This is a genomic window from Mesorhizobium sp. PAMC28654, from assembly GCF_020616515.1.
GTDB lineage: Bacteria > Pseudomonadota > Alphaproteobacteria > Rhizobiales > Rhizobiaceae > Mesorhizobium.
In genome coordinates, this window is the sequence record NZ_CP085135.1 from 6,091,721 (window position 1) to 6,105,531 (window position 13,811).

Consider the following 13,811-nt stretch of genomic DNA (forward strand, 5'->3'; position numbering starts at 1 on the left):
GCTTGCCGTCAGCCTTCAATCCGTCCGCGCCAGGATCTGCTCCAGGGCCGCGAGATAATGGTGCCAGCCGCTCCTGGCGCCCCGATAGGCCTGTTCCTGGTCCGACCGGAAGCCCGACTGTTCCATGCGCAGGCGCGTGCCGGTGGGGGTGGGCGTCAGCGTCCAGGTGACGGTGCTTTCGAGGCCATAGGCATCCCAGGTGTAGGACAGCGTCCTGTTGGGCTCGACCGCCGTGACCTTGCAGTCGACGACGATGCTGATGCCGGGCTGCGGTTCCTTGCTCAGATTGAAACGGTGGCCGGTAACCGGCACGAAATCGTTCTTCATCAGCCACTCCTCGATCAGGTGCGGTTGGGTCAGCGCGCGCCAGATCTTTTCCGGCGGATAGGCTATCTCGCGCTCGACAATGACGGAGCGCGTCTCGGTCGCAAGGCTGGTCATTGGTCCATTCTCTTGAGCAGGGTTTCGAGATCGTCGAACCGGTTTTCCCAGAACGCGTTCATCTGTTTCGTCCAGTCGACCAGCGGCGAAAGTGCCGCGAGCTGGGCGCTGTAGTGGGTCTGCCGTCCTTCATGGCGATCGCGCACCAACCCGGCCCGCCTGAGAACACCGAGATGCTTCGACACCGCCGGTTGCGAGACGCCGGCCTGCGCCGTCAGCGCTCCCACCGTCTGCTCTCCCTCGCGGCACAGCCGTTCGAAGATTGCCCGCCGCGTCGGATCGGCAAGTGTCGTGAAGAGGACATCGTGAGCGTTTGGCATTTCAATTCATAACCCGTTGGCTATTGGTTGACGTATAACCGCAGGGATATATGTTGGTCAAGTGGGAATGTGAGGGCAGCACAATGATCCTTGTCACGGGAGCCACCGGCCATATCGGGCGCGCCGTCGTCAGCGACCTCGCGTTGCGCGGCCGCGAGGTGGTCGCGATGGTGCGGGATTCCCGGGCGGCGGCCGGGCTAATGCCGCCGGGCATCGCGCTGCGCGTTGCCGACTACGAGGATGTTTCCTCGTTGGGGAGGGCACTTGCCGGCATCGACGAGATGGTCCTCATCTCCAGCGATGGCGACGCAAAGACGGTGATGCGCCATCATGCCAATGTGATCGAAACAGCCGGGGCGGCCAGGCTGCGGCACATCACCTTCACCAGCATCGTCGATACCGACGCGTCGTCACCATTCTACTTCGCGCCTGTCTATCGGGACGCGGAGCAGCGGCTGGCGGCCTGCGGCGTGCCTTCGACCATCGTCAGATGCGGCCTCTACTGCGACTTCATCCTCGACCATTGGCTTCAGCCGAGCCATGCGTCGGGAGAACTGGTGCTGCCCGCTGGACAGGGCCAAATCGCACTGGTTTCAAGGGACGATGTGGCGGCTGCCGTGACCGCCGTGGCAGCGAGGCCCGATGTGTCTGGCGACCTCTGCACGATCACCGGTCGGCAGGCGTCAAGCTTTGGCGACATCGCCGCCGCATACGCTGAGGCGGTGGGAGGGCCGATGCACTACCGCCCCTGTTCAATTACCGAATACATGCAGTGGGCGTCGGCGCGTCTCGACGATCCCTGGCCGCAAGCCTTCGCCAGCCTGTGCACCTCGATTGCTGAAGGTCGCTACAACCAGGTGTCCGGTGACTTCACCGCCCTTACGGGGCGCGAACCAGAGAGTTTTCGGGATTTCCTTGGTCGAACTACATCCGCGATTGCCTAGCGCATAAAGGTAAGCGGCAACCCTGAAGTCACGAATGTTACGCGCCTACCAACTGGGGCCGCAGCTGTGCTTCGATGGCCGCCTTGTCGATGACCGACCAGACGCGCACGATTTTTTCCGCGCGAAACTCATAGAAGACATTCTCGCTGAAGGAGACTTTCCTGCCGTTGATCGCAAGGCCCAGGAATTCTCCCCTTGGCGTGCAGCTGAAGAGGAGCCGGCTGGCGATGCGGGATGGCTCGGCCATCATCATCTGGACGTTGAACTGAAGGTCGGGGATTTCCCGGAAATCCCGCTCCAGCATCTCGCGATAGCCGGACAGGCCGAGCCTGCGGCCGTTGTGCAAGACATCGTCATCGACGAAACGCCCGAGCCTGCTCCAGTCCTGTTTGTTCAGGCAGGAGATATAGCCGAGATAGACATCGGACAGGTCGGTTTTGATCACGGCGATTTGGCTCGTCTTCTGCAGGGGTGTCATTCCAAAAGTAAGGCGAGGTGCGGTCACAACTGGAGCCCGTTGCATCCCGACGGAATCGAGACCGGGCTCCATTTGCCTATTTGAGCATGTTCCGTTGCAAAAACCGGATCACATCTTCGAGATCACGCGGCGGCCGCAAACTCAATCGGTTGGCTGCCGCCCTCACGGCAGGTGATCCGTTCAGGTGGCGAGCTGCCCAAGATTGACCTGGAGGGTGTGGACTTATCGGCAAAGGTGCCGACGTCCTCCGTGGGGAAGACCGACTACGCGTTCAATTTTCTTGGTCATACCAAGTGTGACAGTTGTCGGGTATGAGTATTCTTGAAAGTAACAGTCGAATGAATTTCCGCGAAATTGACCATGTTGTCAAAAGAAAAAGCATAAATACTAAAAAGCCCACTATGGGAAGAATGATTATCCAAAGAACAGTAAAGGGATAATTTTCCACAATCTCGATGAATTTATTTGGCCGCCGAATAACCTCGACCATGGCCGATCGGATTTCTGGATTGTAAAGAAAGAAGGCGAGAATGGCCGCGAAGAGGCAGAAAACTGTAATAGCCGCCAAAACCGATTCCGCGCTTTCAAGAAACGTGCGTTCTCTGAATTTGTGGGTGGGTTGGATCATCCAAATGCCTGTACCAAAGAGAATTTAGAGATCTGGTCTGCTCAACTATTCCATTGAGTTGCCGGCGCATTATGAATAGCATTGGGTGTTATGCAAGCGATCTAGATGTTGCCGTTCATCATGGGCCGCAGGGGATCCAACTTGCTCGTTCGGGGCGATTGTGGTTTTGACCCCGCTGGCGGATTTTTCCCACCCTGGTGTCGGAATTCCTGCTCACCCTTCGTCCTTTGCTTGCCAGCATCGAACAAGGGGAGCGACGAGATGAGGAAACCGGTCTCAATCAACGGTGTGACGCACGATGGTGTCATGCAGTCACCGGGAGCAGTCCAATGATCCCCACCATCACCGCCTTTGAACGGTCGCCCGATCGTGGCACGGGGCTGGCGCGCGACATGCCGGTTCGCTGGGCGTTGGAAGAAGTCGGCCAGCCCTATGAGGTTCGTCTTGTTTCCTTCAGCGAAATGAAGGAGCCCGCGCATCTGGCGCTTCATCCCTTCGGGCAGATTCCGACCTATGAGGAGGGCGACCTCGCTCTGTTCGAGTCCGGGGCGATCGTGTTCCATATCGCGGAGCGCCATCGTGGCCTGCTGCCGCACGATGCGAATGCGCGGGCGCGCGCGATCACCTGGATGTTTGCCGCGATCAGCACGATCGAACCGCCGATCCTCGAACGCACAACGGCAATGTTCCTGGAGGGCGATGCAAATTGGCGCGAGCAAAGACTGCCCCTGATCGATGATCGCATACGCAGCCGTCTGGCCGCACTCTCGGATCGGCTCGGCAATGCCGATTGGCTCGACGGCACGTTCAGCGCCGGTGACTTGGTCATGGTGAGCGTGCTGCGCAGGTTGAGCGCATCGGGGATGCTGGACGAATATCCCAACCTCGCCGCCTATGTCGCCCGCGGCGAAGCGCGGCCTGCTTTCAGGAGTGCCTTCGACGCTCAATTGGCGGTTTTCACCGCCGCATCGACCGGCTGAGAAGCGGGAAACCACCCCTGAACCAGTTGGGGAAATGCGCAACTTGCATCCCGCGCGTCAAGGAAACGTTAACCTTGTCGCTCCACCCTCCGCGCTCAACCATACCTTTGGAGCGGCAGATATGTACCGAATTCTCATCGTGTCCTTCATGGCGGTCGCACTTGCCGGCTGTGGCTCGACGCACGCAATGCGCACCGCTACCGGCGCGGTTATCGGCGCCGGCTCGGGAGCTTTGGCTGGAGCCGCCATTGCCGGAACCGGCGGTGCGGTGGTTGGTGGGCTGGGTGGCGCGGCTGTGGGCGCGGTGGTTGGATCCAACCAGTGAACAATCACCCGTCCCGCCTAGAGCAATTACAGGAAAAGTGCGTAGCCGTTTTCCCGGGAAAAGCGCATGGCGCTTTCCCTTGGGAATTGCGTCAAAACAAAGAGATAGAGCGGTTTGTCATTTCTCTGAAACGGTGAACTGCTCTGGCCCTTTGATCCGGTAGTTCAGGGAGGCGCCGTGGTTTTGCATCCTCGGCGTTCTGCCCTACTGCGTTTTTCTCTGGGCCGCCCCGCGCAGCATGGCGCCACGACCGCGCAGGTCCTGCACGAAAATGCGCCGTTCCTCCGGCGTCAGCTTTTGGGCGAAATCGAGCACGGCCTTCTCGACGGCGGTGCGCACATTGATGTCGGCCTTGCGCACCACTTCCAACTGGGTGTTTACCGCCGGCTGGTCGATCGTATCGGCCGCCAATAGCGTGGAAAGTGCTGCCCGGCCGTTGCGCGCGGCCTCGACATCGGCGGCCGCGTCTTGCCTTGCCTGGTTCAGCATCTGCCGGAAGGTTTTTTGCTGCTGCGCCGACAAATGCTGGGCGGCAAAGCGCAGGCCCTGGCCCGGCTGCGCCAGCCTGTTGTGACCGAACGAATACCAGATGAGCGCACCGCCGGCGGCGCCAACGAAGAACACGTTGAAGGCAAGCGACGCGGCGATGAGGATGGTGCGTGATCTAGGGCTCATCACTCGTCCACCGTCTGCTCATCCGCCGTCGGCCCATCCGCCGTCTGCAGGGGATCGTTGAAGGCGGTGAGGTTGTGGACGTCACCCTCGTCATAGGCCTGGCCGATCATCGGCGCGACGATGGCCAGCGTCATGGCCCCGGCCAGCGCGCCGGCGAGGCCGATGCCGACAATGCCCGCGCCCCAGAACCCAGCCCGTTGCCAGAGCGTGGGTTTCGGCATGGCACGACCAATGGTCCCAAAGGGGGCAACCTTGAGGGCAGGGGCCGCCTGAAGAATGGCCTGCCGCAGCTCGCGGCTGGCGGGTGCCACGACGGAACTGTCCAGCAGCCCGTCGAGCAGGCTGGCCTCGGCGCGTAGCGCGCGTACCGCCTCGGGATGGCTGTTCATGAAGGCAAGCGCTGCTTCACGCTCGGCCTGCGGCCAGCGATTGGGGCGGGAGCCATAGGCTTCCACGATCTCGGCAAAGCGTTCGGGCGTCATCGATCCCGGTCCTTGTCAGTGTTCATCATTGTCCCCCTTGAGATAGGCGCCGAGATTGCGCCGCGCCCTGGACAGCAAGCTTTCCAGCGCATCGATGCTGACTTCCATGACGGACGCGGCCTCGATGTTGGAAAGCTCCTGATAGTAGTGGAGCACGATCGCTTCGCGCTGCCTATCGGGCAGGGCGGCCAAGGCGGCGTCCACCTTGCGTTGCCGCTCGGTCTCGAACAAGCCCTGGTCCGGGGCTGGTCCGGTGTCGGCCTGTTCGGGCACCTCGGCGACATAGGTTTCGCGGCGGCGCCGCAGCCGGTCGGAGCAGAGGTTGAGCGCCACCCGGTAAAGCCAGGTGTCGAAGCGCGCGGTGCCGGCCTGCCAGCGCGCGGCCTGCTGCCATATCCTAAGGAATGCTTCCTGTGCGACATCCTCGGCCTCGCCCCGGTCACCAAGCATGCGGGCGGCAAGCCCCAGCAGGCGCGGCAATTTGCGGGCGACCATGTCGGCGGTCGCGGCCGGGTCATTGCGCGCGATCCGCACAAGGAGCTCCTCGTCTGTCTCCCTGGCGGTCAAAGGCATGCTGTCCGTACAATTGCGTCGTCAGTCGTTCGCGTTCTTCGCCGCCTTGCGGGCGTCGAGTTCGTCCTGGGTAAGGAAGCCGTCGCCATTGGTGTCCAGCCGCTCGAAGCGCTTCTTGGCCAGGGCGTCGATCTCGTTGCCATCGATGAAGCCATCGCCGTTGGTGTCCAGCCGTTTGAACATCTTCTCCGGGTCGCCCTTCATCTTGGCCGATGCCGGCCGCGCCTTCCACTCGTCCAAGGACACTTTCCCGTCACCATTGGTGTCGGCGCGCAGCATCTGCTTGCGGGTCATGGCCTGGAACTCGGTAAGCGACAGCTTGCCGTCGCCATCGGTATCACCCTTCATGGCGGCAACCGCCGGCCAGGCGATCAGCAGCGCGAGCGGGATGAGCGCGAGGCGTAGCCTTGGTCTGAAATCCATACGTGCGTCCTTTCAAGTCAAGCGATTGGTCAAGCAATCAGGTCAGTCCAGCATTGAACGGTCGTGACAGCCGTTTCCGTCGCTGGCAGTCTGAAAAAACTGACGATCGCGGTGAACATTTTTGCCGCTCATGGCTGTCACGTCCGTTTGCCGGCACACCGATGCGGGTATAGACTGCGGGTGGCACCGACGGCTGGAACAACAAGGAACGGAAAACGGCCGGTCGGCGTTCATGGTGCGGGAGGCAGCATGGCCACGCCCGATATCGTCACAATAGCTGAAACCGCCGCATCCGAGGCGGTTGCGCCCGCCATCGCCAAGCCGATGGAACAGCCGCCCCCGCCCCAGGTCTCGGACAAGCTCGCGCGCGGATTGACCTCGTCGGAGCTTGCCACCACGCTGTCGCATTTCCATCGCGCCGAGATCGCCCGCATGGCCGGCTGGCGCGACCGGCTCGACCGTACCAGCAACTGGGCGATCACCGTGGTCGCCGCCATGCTGTCGGTGTCCCTGTCGGCGGCCAACGCGCATCACGGCGTGCTTCTGTTCGCCATGCTGCTGATCACGCTGCTGCTATGGATCGAGGCACGCCGCTACCGGTTCTTCGACGTCTACCGGGCGCGCGTGCGCCAGTTCGAACGCTATTATTTCGCCCAGATCTTCTCGCCGCAGCCCGATTTCGCTTCCAACTGGCTGTCCATCCTGGGCGAGAGCCTGAGAGCGCCGCGCTTTCTCGTATCGCAGCGCGCCTCGCTCGCCCGGCGGCTGCGCCGCAACTACATCTTCATGTACCTGATCCTGCTGTTGGCCTGGGTGCTGAAGATCACGACGCCCGCCCTGCAAAAGGAAGGCGTCGACGTCGGCATCGCCGGGTCGCTGCACGACGCGCTGGCTGGCGCGGCACTCGGGCCGGTACCCGGCGCGGTCGTCGTTGTCCTGGTCGTGCTCTTCTATGCCGGGCTTTTCGCGGCTGCCTATCTCGTCCCCGACGACGAGGGCGAACTGTCGCATGGCGACGTGCATGTGTGAGCCTGGCTTGGCTAGGCGGTGGCCTTCATGGCCGCGAGCCGGGCAGTGAGGTAGCCCTTGACCTGGCGCAGCGCCTGGTCGCGCGTGACGCCGTCGGACTGAAGGCCGAGCCGCAACCATAGGCCGTCGATCAGCGTGGTGATGCCGAAGGCGATGTCCTCGGCCTCCTCGACGGGAACGAGGTCGCGCAGGCCCGACATCAGGTTCGAGCGCATCCGCCCGTGGATGACCTTCTGGATGCGCCGCAGCTTCTCGTCGCGCGGCACCTCACCACACAGTGACAGCCAGGCGTGGCAGAGCGAGGGCTGGAAAAGGTGCGGTTCGAAATTGCCGTCGATAACGGCGTCGATGCGCTGCATCGGCGTGTCGGCCTTTTTCAGCCTTGCCACCACGGCATCGCGCAGCACGAGATTGGACTCGCGCATCGCATGCTCGAACAGCTCCTGCTTGCTTTTGAAATAGTGGAGCACGATGCCCTTGGAGGCGCCGGCCTGGGCGGCGACCTTTTCGATGGTCGCGCCGGCAATGCCTTCGCGCTGCAGCACGACATAAGCCGCCTGCCGCAACTCCTTGCGCCTGATGTCGCTGATGCGCGTGAGCTTCACGGGCCGATCCCCTCTTTCAGAATCCACGTTGACATTTTCGTCCACCGAGATCAAGAATTGACCGGCGGGACAATAATAAGACCAACGGGTCAAAATCGACTGTCAATGAGGAGAACAAAATGCTTCGGATCCTTCGTATGGGCGCCTCGCTGTTTGTACTGGCGCTGGCTGTGCAGCCAACCGTCGCGGCCGAGCCCGAACAATGCCAGGCCGTGCGCATGGCCGAGCCGGGCTGGAACGACCTTGCCTTCACCACCGGCGTCGCCAGCGTCCTGTTCGACGCGCTGGGCTACAAAGCGGATAGTTCGTTGCTCGGCATCAACGTCATCTACGAATCCCTGAAGAACAAGGATCTGGATATCTTCCTCGGCTATTGGGACCCGGCCATGGTCACCTATTATGAGCCCTACAAGAAGGATGGTTCGATCGACGATGTGCGCGTCAATCTCACCGGCGCGAAATACACCTTCGCCGTACCGACCTATGTCTGGGACGCGGGCGTCAAGGATTTTGGCGACCTGCACAAGTTCGCCGACAAGTTCGGCAAGAAGATGTACGGCATCGAGCCCGGTTCGAACCAACTGATGATGGACGCGATCGCCGATCCGTCGCTTGATCTCAAGGGTTGGGAAGTGGTCGAGTCCAGCGAGGCCGGCATGCTTTCCGAGGTCGGATACCAGATCAAGGAAAAGCGCTTCATCGTCTTCCAGGGCTGGGCGCCGCACCCGATGAACCGGATGTATGATTTCAAATATCTGACCGGCGGCGACAAGTTCTTCGGGCCGAATTTCGGCGCCGCGACCGTGAGCACCCAGGTGCGCAAGGGCTATGTCGCTGAGTGTCCCAATGCCGGGCAACTGCTGAAGAATCTCACCTTTGATATCGATTTCGAGAATGTCGGCATGGGCTATCTGATCAATGACGGCCTGAAGCCGGAGGAGGCGGGGCTGAAGGCGATCAAGGAGAATCCGGGCAAGCTTGATGCCTGGCTGGCCGGCGTCACGACATTCGACGGCAAGCCTGGACTGGAGGCCGTGAAGCAGAAGCTCGGCCTGTGAAGGTAGCGGATCAGCAGGGCTGGGTGGCCCGCAAGTGCAAGCTCGCCGGCTCCGAGACGGCTTTCGTTGAGATCGCCTGCGTCTCGACAGATACTGTTGAGATCGCCAGCGAGAGCCCGGCGCTGGTGCTGGTGCATGGTTTCACCGACACCAGCCGCAGCTTCTCGCTGATGGCGCCGCATCTGGCTGGCCGCCGGCTCATCATCCCGGACCTGCGCGGCCACGGCGCCTCGCCGGTAGGCGCTGGGGGCCTCAGCCCAGCGGATTTCGCAGTTGATGTCGCCGGGCTGATCAGGACCTTGCGGCTGGAGCGGCCGGTTCTGGTCGGCCATTCGCTGGGCAGCATGGTCGCCATCGAGACCGCCGCCGCATATCCCGACATGCTCGGCGGGCTGGTGGTGCTGGCCGGAACATTGCGGCCTGACATCGCCGACGATCATCCCATGGTGATCGGTGTCGGCTCATTTGAAGACCCGATATCCTCGGCCGACCCTTTCTATGACTATTGGCACGCCTGCGAGGCCGAAATTGCGCCGGAGTTCCTGCGGATGGTGGCGCAGGAGGCGTCGGCGATGCCGTCCGCACTCTGGCGCGCCATCCTCGGACAGGTGCGCCGCACCGACCTGACCGCCAGCGCGCGCGCCCTTCGCGTGAAAACGCTGATCATCGGCGGCGGCCGCGACCCGCTGTTTGATGCAACGCATCAGCAGCGGCTACGCGACGAGATTCCCTGCGCCGTCTTCGTCAACGCCGAGCATTGCGGCCACAATCCGCACTGGGAAGACCCGGCACTGGTCGCGCGAACCATAGCCGCGCATTTCAAGCTGCGGACGCGAGCGGTTCCCGCCTGATGGGATAACGAGGTCCGCCTACGGCATAAAACAAACCGTGCGGATTGTTTTTCCTGGTATCGGGGCGCGGATGCGTGATTGCACAAATGATCGCTTTTCGCGACAGCGCGTGAAAGTCTTCACTGTCGCGGCAACGGCAAAGTGCCAAAATTCCAACCTTCACCCATGCGGTAAACGAGAGGGCGCGTGGCCATGGAGGCCATTTCAATCGCTGGATTCTTTGGCTGGCAGATCTGGCTGACCGCCCTGTACCTGTCGGGGGACGTCCAATGCGCAGTTTGATCTTTCGTATGATGCTCCTGGTCGCGGGCTCACTGGTTTTGTTCGGCTGTGAGCGAAGCAGTCCATTCGGCAAGCCGGAGCAACCGGTCAAGTCCGTGGTCGAGGTCGTGGCCTCGACATGAGCCAGCGATCCCGGCGACGATAGCGTCCGGGCGTCACCTGTTGTTCCGGTCACATAGAAGCCTGCTGCTTGCGTTTTTGAGTGTTCGACGGTCGGCTTATCGGCCATACTCGTTTCATGCGCATTCTCGAGCCATCTGGCTTTTCGTCGACGCGCTTTCCCTTCCCAGTTGGCCGGATTTGCCGAATGGCATTTCTGGCCCCTTTGCTGTTGGCCGTGCTTCCGACATCGGCAAGCGGGCAAACGGTCATGACGACCGGAGCCTATTCGTTCTCCGATGAACTCGGCGGTTTCCACATCACGGGCGCCTCGGGCAATGGGAGCAGGGACGATCCGTTTGTCATCACCGAAGAGCTGAATTCGGCGACACCGGTGACGCTAACGATCCGTGCGGTGAAACCGATCCAGCCGTTCGGCGTGGCGGGCAAATTCGCCACCGGCATGCTGAAAATGCGCATCGACGTGCTCAACAATGGCGGGCAAGGCTGGATCGAATTCCAGTTCGAGCTGCAGTCGATCCTCGGCCAGCCGAGCACTGACGACGACGGACTGTCTTTCGACCAACCCAACAAGGCGCCGGACTATATCGCGTCCAGCGGCTTCGCCGACTATTATCGGGAATTGGCGCCCTATGACCGCCTGCTGTTCAGGAACGGCAAGATCGACCCGCTGAAGACGGCGACCTTCGATTTCCTGATTACCGATCTGGTGCCCAAAAAGACGTTCTGGCTGGTGCAGGAACCGCGCATACCGACGACCTGAATTTGAAAAATGCGGCGGTGTGACGCTGACCTCGTTCAACGGAACGAAACGCTGTCATGGCCGTTGGTTCGCATCGGAATGCATCGCGAGCAACGCGCCGCGGAATAGCGGTGGAGGTGGTCGGTAGCAGTCCCAGGAGAACACAGATGAGCACCACCACGCTTCTTATCATACTCATTGTCATCATTGTATTCGGTGGCGGCTGGTTTGGCCGAGGCCGCTGGTATTAAGCAACGGCTGCGAACGCTTTTCAGCCACCGTCCCCACGGCAAGCCGCATCATAGTCGGCCAGCACCTGGCCGATCGCGGCGTGGAGGATGGAATGGGGATTTCCCGACGGTCCCAGTTCGGCCGGCAGCATCGGCAGGAACTGCCGCATAAGCGTTTCGGGAATGCCGACGCCGTTGAGCGCCTCGATCAGGCGACCGCAGGCAACGGCGGCGCTGGGGTTGCTCCAGTAGTAGCGGATGCGGTCGCTGTAGCTGTAATGCCGCTGCAGATAGAGGCTCGTTTCGCTGCCATGATAGTGGCTGTGCCAATGGCCGGGTGATGCCAGCATCACGCGCTCCATGGTGCGGGCAAGCGACCGTTCGCCATAGTCGGCGACCATTTCGGAGGCGATCAGGTCGAGCCCGTAAAGCGCCTCGCGCAAGGCGAAGGTCAGCCCGGGACCGACCTTGAGGATCGGAAAGCCGTTGCCGACAAGTGCCGCCAGCGCCGCGCGGCTCTGGTAGTCGGTGGAGTGAGCCTCGTAGACCAGGGACGGTTCTTCATCGAGCAGTCCGGTCAGCGCCGTCGACGCCTCGGGCCGGTAGGCGACAACGTTCTGACTGCCGAACTCGACGCCCGGCTGCACGACCACGGCGATGACGCGGCCAAATGCTTCCGCCAGGCCCTCGCGGGCAAAGATCTCGCGATGAACCTCGATCGTGCGGCGCGCCGCCGCTGCTTGCGTGGGTTTCAGGTCGCTGATCGCGTGGTCGACGCCGCCGGGCGCAGGGACTTCGGTGCCGATGATATAGACCGGCAAGGCGCTGCCCGCCGCGCGCGCCGCCTTTTCGGCCGCCTTGGCAAGCCGTGCGGCTCGGGTGGCGATGGTCTCGTCGTCCAGCGCGGCCGGCTCGCCCGCGCATCCCATCGACGCGTCGAGATGGATCTTTGAGAAGCCGGCCCAGACATAAGCGGTGACCATGGCCTCGGCCTTGTTCATCGCCCGCGCCGCTGGCTCATTGCGCCACGGGTTCGGCCCGAGATGGTCGCCCCCGAAGATGATCCGCCGGGGGTCGAGACCTTCCTTGCCGGCGATCTCGCGCACGAAGGCGATGAACAGGTCAGGCGTCATGCCGGTGTAGCCGCCAAACTGGTTGACCTGGTTGCAGGTCGCCTCGATCAGCAGCGTGGTGTCCGTGTCGGCGACGGCACGCCGGATCGCCGTCTGGATGACGAGCGGATGGGCCGAGCAGATCGAGGTGATGCCGTAGGGCGCTCCATCCTTCCGGGCAGTGGCGAGGCCTGCAAGCGGGTTGATCATGCCGCCCTCGCGGTCCCAGCGATGAACTGGTCGAGCACATCGAAGCCGGCGATGCCTTCCATCGGCCCGCGCCGCGTGACATTGCGGGCGCCGGCGGCATTGGCATAGAACAGCGCTTTCGCGGGCTCCATGCCCTTGCGCCGGCAGGTCAGATAGGTGGCGCCGAAACAGTCGCCGGCGCCGGTCGGGTCGACTTCCTCCACCAGGAAACCGGCACAGTCGATCCTGGTGCCGTCGGCGCCGAACCGGGAGGAGCCGGCGGCGCCGCGCTTCAGCACGATCTCGCCGACGCCTCTCGCGATCAACGCCTTGACCGCCTGGTCTTCATCGTCGACCCCGGCGGCTGCAAGCAACTCGTCGCCGGAGGGCAGCAGCAGGTCGGCATCGTCGACCAGCGCGGCGAATTGCGCGCCGTCGGCGCCTTCGATCAGTTCCTTGCGCACATTGGGATCGAAGGAGGTCGAGCCGCCGCGCGCACGCACTGACTTCGCCGCATAGCCGACGATTTCCTTCAGCCCGGATATCGACAGGGCCGAGCCCATGACATGCAAATGGCCGGCGCCGTCCGCCAGGCGGCGCACTTCCTCGGTAAGGCTGATCCGGCCGGCGGCGGATTCGGCGATGTTGTAGACGAAGTCCCTGCCGCCGTCGGGTCGGTAGCGCACGAAGGCGCTGCCCGTCGGGTAGCGGTCGCTGATCGTCACGGCCGAGACGTCGACGCCGTCGCGCCTCAGCCTTTCCAGATTGATCGTTCCAAAATCGTCGCGGCCAACGCAGCCGATGATGCCGGCGCCGCCCCCCAGCTTCGCGACCTGATCGATGAAGATGGCGGGAGCACCGCTCGGATAGGGGCCCATCAGCGTCTGCGGCTCGAGGAAGCCCAGGCCCCGGTCCGTCGCCATGATCTCGACCAGGATTTCGCCGGCGGCAATCGTCGGCCCGGCGGATTCGGCGGCGATCTCCCTACGGGGAAGGCTCATTGCTGCAATTCCTTCTCGTCCCCAGCCAGCCGGACGCGGGCGGCGTGCGGCCCGCACGATAGCGCCTGGCTGCAACCGAGGTAAATCGCGGCGAAAGCGAAGTCAACAAAAACTGTACGTGCGTGCATTTTATTTAATTCACGCGCGGCTTTTATGGAGAGCCGCTTAGCGGTTTACCGCACAGAGGGCGCGGTTATCAGCCAAAAATCAGGTCCGGCGGCGCTTGACACGAATACACGCCAGGGCAATAGAATATACACGCATGTTCATTTCTACATGCGCATTCGTAAAGGAGGAGACGAAATGCCATCAGGAAAATTTAT

17 protein-coding genes are annotated in these 13,811 nt (G+C 62.3%); 7 read left to right on the forward strand and 10 right to left on the reverse strand.

All coding sequences use genetic code 11. From position 1 onward, the window contains the following. Positions 1-15: 15 nt before the first annotated feature. Both LGH82_RS30125 and LGH82_RS30130 read right to left on the reverse strand, forming a co-directional pair. Positions 16-441 (reverse strand): SRPBCC family protein, encoded by a 426-nt coding sequence (locus LGH82_RS30125; RefSeq protein ID WP_227346163.1) that lies wholly within the window; start codon positions 439-441, stop codon positions 16-18. Next, the gene (locus LGH82_RS30130; RefSeq protein WP_227346164.1) at positions 438-761 is read right to left on the reverse strand and encodes an ArsR/SmtB family transcription factor; all 324 of its coding nucleotides are present in this window, start codon (positions 759-761) and stop codon (positions 438-440) included. Before LGH82_RS30130 ends, LGH82_RS30125 begins: the two co-directional genes overlap by 4 nt. Before the next feature lie 83 nt (positions 762-844). On the opposite strand from LGH82_RS30130, the gene LGH82_RS30135 reads away from it, so the two are divergent. Continuing rightward, complete coding sequence (locus LGH82_RS30135) at positions 845-1,705, forward strand: NAD(P)H-binding protein (protein WP_227346165.1); 861 nt, start codon at positions 845-847, stop codon at positions 1,703-1,705. A 37-nt stretch (positions 1,706-1,742) separates the two neighbouring features. On the opposite strand, the gene LGH82_RS30140 is transcribed toward LGH82_RS30135, so the two are convergent. Beyond that, complete coding sequence (locus tag LGH82_RS30140; protein ID WP_227346166.1) at positions 1,743-2,150, reverse strand: ester cyclase; 408 nt, start codon at positions 2,148-2,150, stop codon at positions 1,743-1,745. A 990-nt stretch (positions 2,151-3,140) separates the two neighbouring features. Between LGH82_RS30140 and LGH82_RS30145 the strand changes: the two genes are divergently transcribed. Beyond that, positions 3,141-3,791: a glutathione S-transferase family protein gene (locus tag LGH82_RS30145; RefSeq protein ID WP_227349727.1), complete on the forward strand. Its 651-nt coding sequence runs from the start codon at positions 3,141-3,143 to the stop codon at positions 3,789-3,791. 121 nt (positions 3,792-3,912) lie between these two features. Beyond that, positions 3,913-4,116 (forward strand): glycine zipper 2TM domain-containing protein, encoded by a 204-nt coding sequence (locus LGH82_RS30150; RefSeq protein WP_227346167.1) that lies wholly within the window; start codon positions 3,913-3,915, stop codon positions 4,114-4,116. Between the two features lie 204 nt (positions 4,117-4,320). Here the strand turns inward: LGH82_RS30150 and LGH82_RS30155 are convergent, their stop codons facing one another. Genes LGH82_RS30155 through LGH82_RS30170 form a run of 4 tightly spaced genes read right to left on the reverse strand, consistent with a single transcriptional unit; the run spans position 4,321 to position 6,269 of the window. After that, complete coding sequence (locus tag LGH82_RS30155; RefSeq protein ID WP_227346168.1) at positions 4,321-4,791, reverse strand: periplasmic heavy metal sensor; 471 nt, start codon at positions 4,789-4,791, stop codon at positions 4,321-4,323. Continuing rightward, positions 4,791-5,273, reverse strand: coding sequence for a hypothetical protein (locus LGH82_RS30160; RefSeq protein ID WP_227346169.1), 483 nt, complete (start codon positions 5,271-5,273; stop codon positions 4,791-4,793). The genes LGH82_RS30155 and LGH82_RS30160 overlap by 1 nt, the downstream gene beginning before the upstream one ends. Positions 5,274-5,288: 15 nt before the next feature. Beyond that, positions 5,289-5,846, reverse strand: coding sequence for an RNA polymerase sigma factor (locus LGH82_RS30165; protein ID WP_227346170.1), 558 nt, complete (start codon positions 5,844-5,846; stop codon positions 5,289-5,291). 21 nt (positions 5,847-5,867) lie between these two features. Then, a complete protein-coding gene (locus tag LGH82_RS30170; protein ID WP_227346171.1) occupies positions 5,868-6,269 on the reverse strand; it encodes an EF-hand domain-containing protein in 402 nt (133 codons plus the stop codon). Between the two features lie 324 nt (positions 6,270-6,593). On the opposite strand from LGH82_RS30170, the gene LGH82_RS30175 reads away from it, so the two are divergent. Beyond that, positions 6,594-7,298: a DUF2270 domain-containing protein gene (locus LGH82_RS30175; protein ID WP_227349728.1), complete on the forward strand. Its 705-nt coding sequence runs from the start codon at positions 6,594-6,596 to the stop codon at positions 7,296-7,298. 11 nt (positions 7,299-7,309) lie between these two features. On the opposite strand, the gene betI is transcribed toward LGH82_RS30175, so the two are convergent. Continuing rightward, the gene (gene betI / locus LGH82_RS30180; RefSeq protein WP_227346172.1) at positions 7,310-7,903 is read right to left on the reverse strand and encodes a choline-responsive transcriptional repressor BetI; all 594 of its coding nucleotides are present in this window, start codon (positions 7,901-7,903) and stop codon (positions 7,310-7,312) included. A 119-nt stretch (positions 7,904-8,022) separates the two neighbouring features. On the opposite strand from betI, the gene choX reads away from it, so the two are divergent. From choX to LGH82_RS30195, 3 genes are all read left to right on the forward strand, one after another. Beyond that, entirely contained in the window at positions 8,023-8,961 is a 939-nt protein-coding gene (gene choX, locus LGH82_RS30185; protein ID WP_227346173.1) for a choline ABC transporter substrate-binding protein, read from the forward strand. After that, entirely contained in the window at positions 8,958-9,812 is an 855-nt protein-coding gene (locus LGH82_RS30190) for an alpha/beta fold hydrolase (protein ID WP_227346174.1), read from the forward strand. Before choX ends, LGH82_RS30190 begins: the two co-directional genes overlap by 4 nt. A gap of 520 nt (positions 9,813-10,332) precedes the next feature. After that, positions 10,333-10,977 carry a hypothetical protein gene (locus tag LGH82_RS30195; RefSeq protein WP_227346175.1) on the forward strand — a complete coding sequence of 215 codons (645 nt, stop codon included), beginning with the start codon at positions 10,333-10,335 and terminating at the stop codon, positions 10,975-10,977. Between the two features lie 250 nt (positions 10,978-11,227). Here LGH82_RS30195 and LGH82_RS30200 read toward each other — a convergent pair whose 3' ends face one another. Next, entirely contained in the window at positions 11,228-12,508 is a 1,281-nt protein-coding gene (locus LGH82_RS30200) for a D-tagatose-bisphosphate aldolase, class II, non-catalytic subunit (RefSeq protein ID WP_227346176.1), read from the reverse strand. Continuing rightward, positions 12,505-13,488 carry a sugar kinase gene (locus LGH82_RS30205; protein WP_227346177.1) on the reverse strand — a complete coding sequence of 328 codons (984 nt, stop codon included), beginning with the start codon at positions 13,486-13,488 and terminating at the stop codon, positions 12,505-12,507. Before LGH82_RS30205 ends, LGH82_RS30200 begins: the two co-directional genes overlap by 4 nt. Positions 13,489-13,811: the final 323 nt, after the last annotated feature.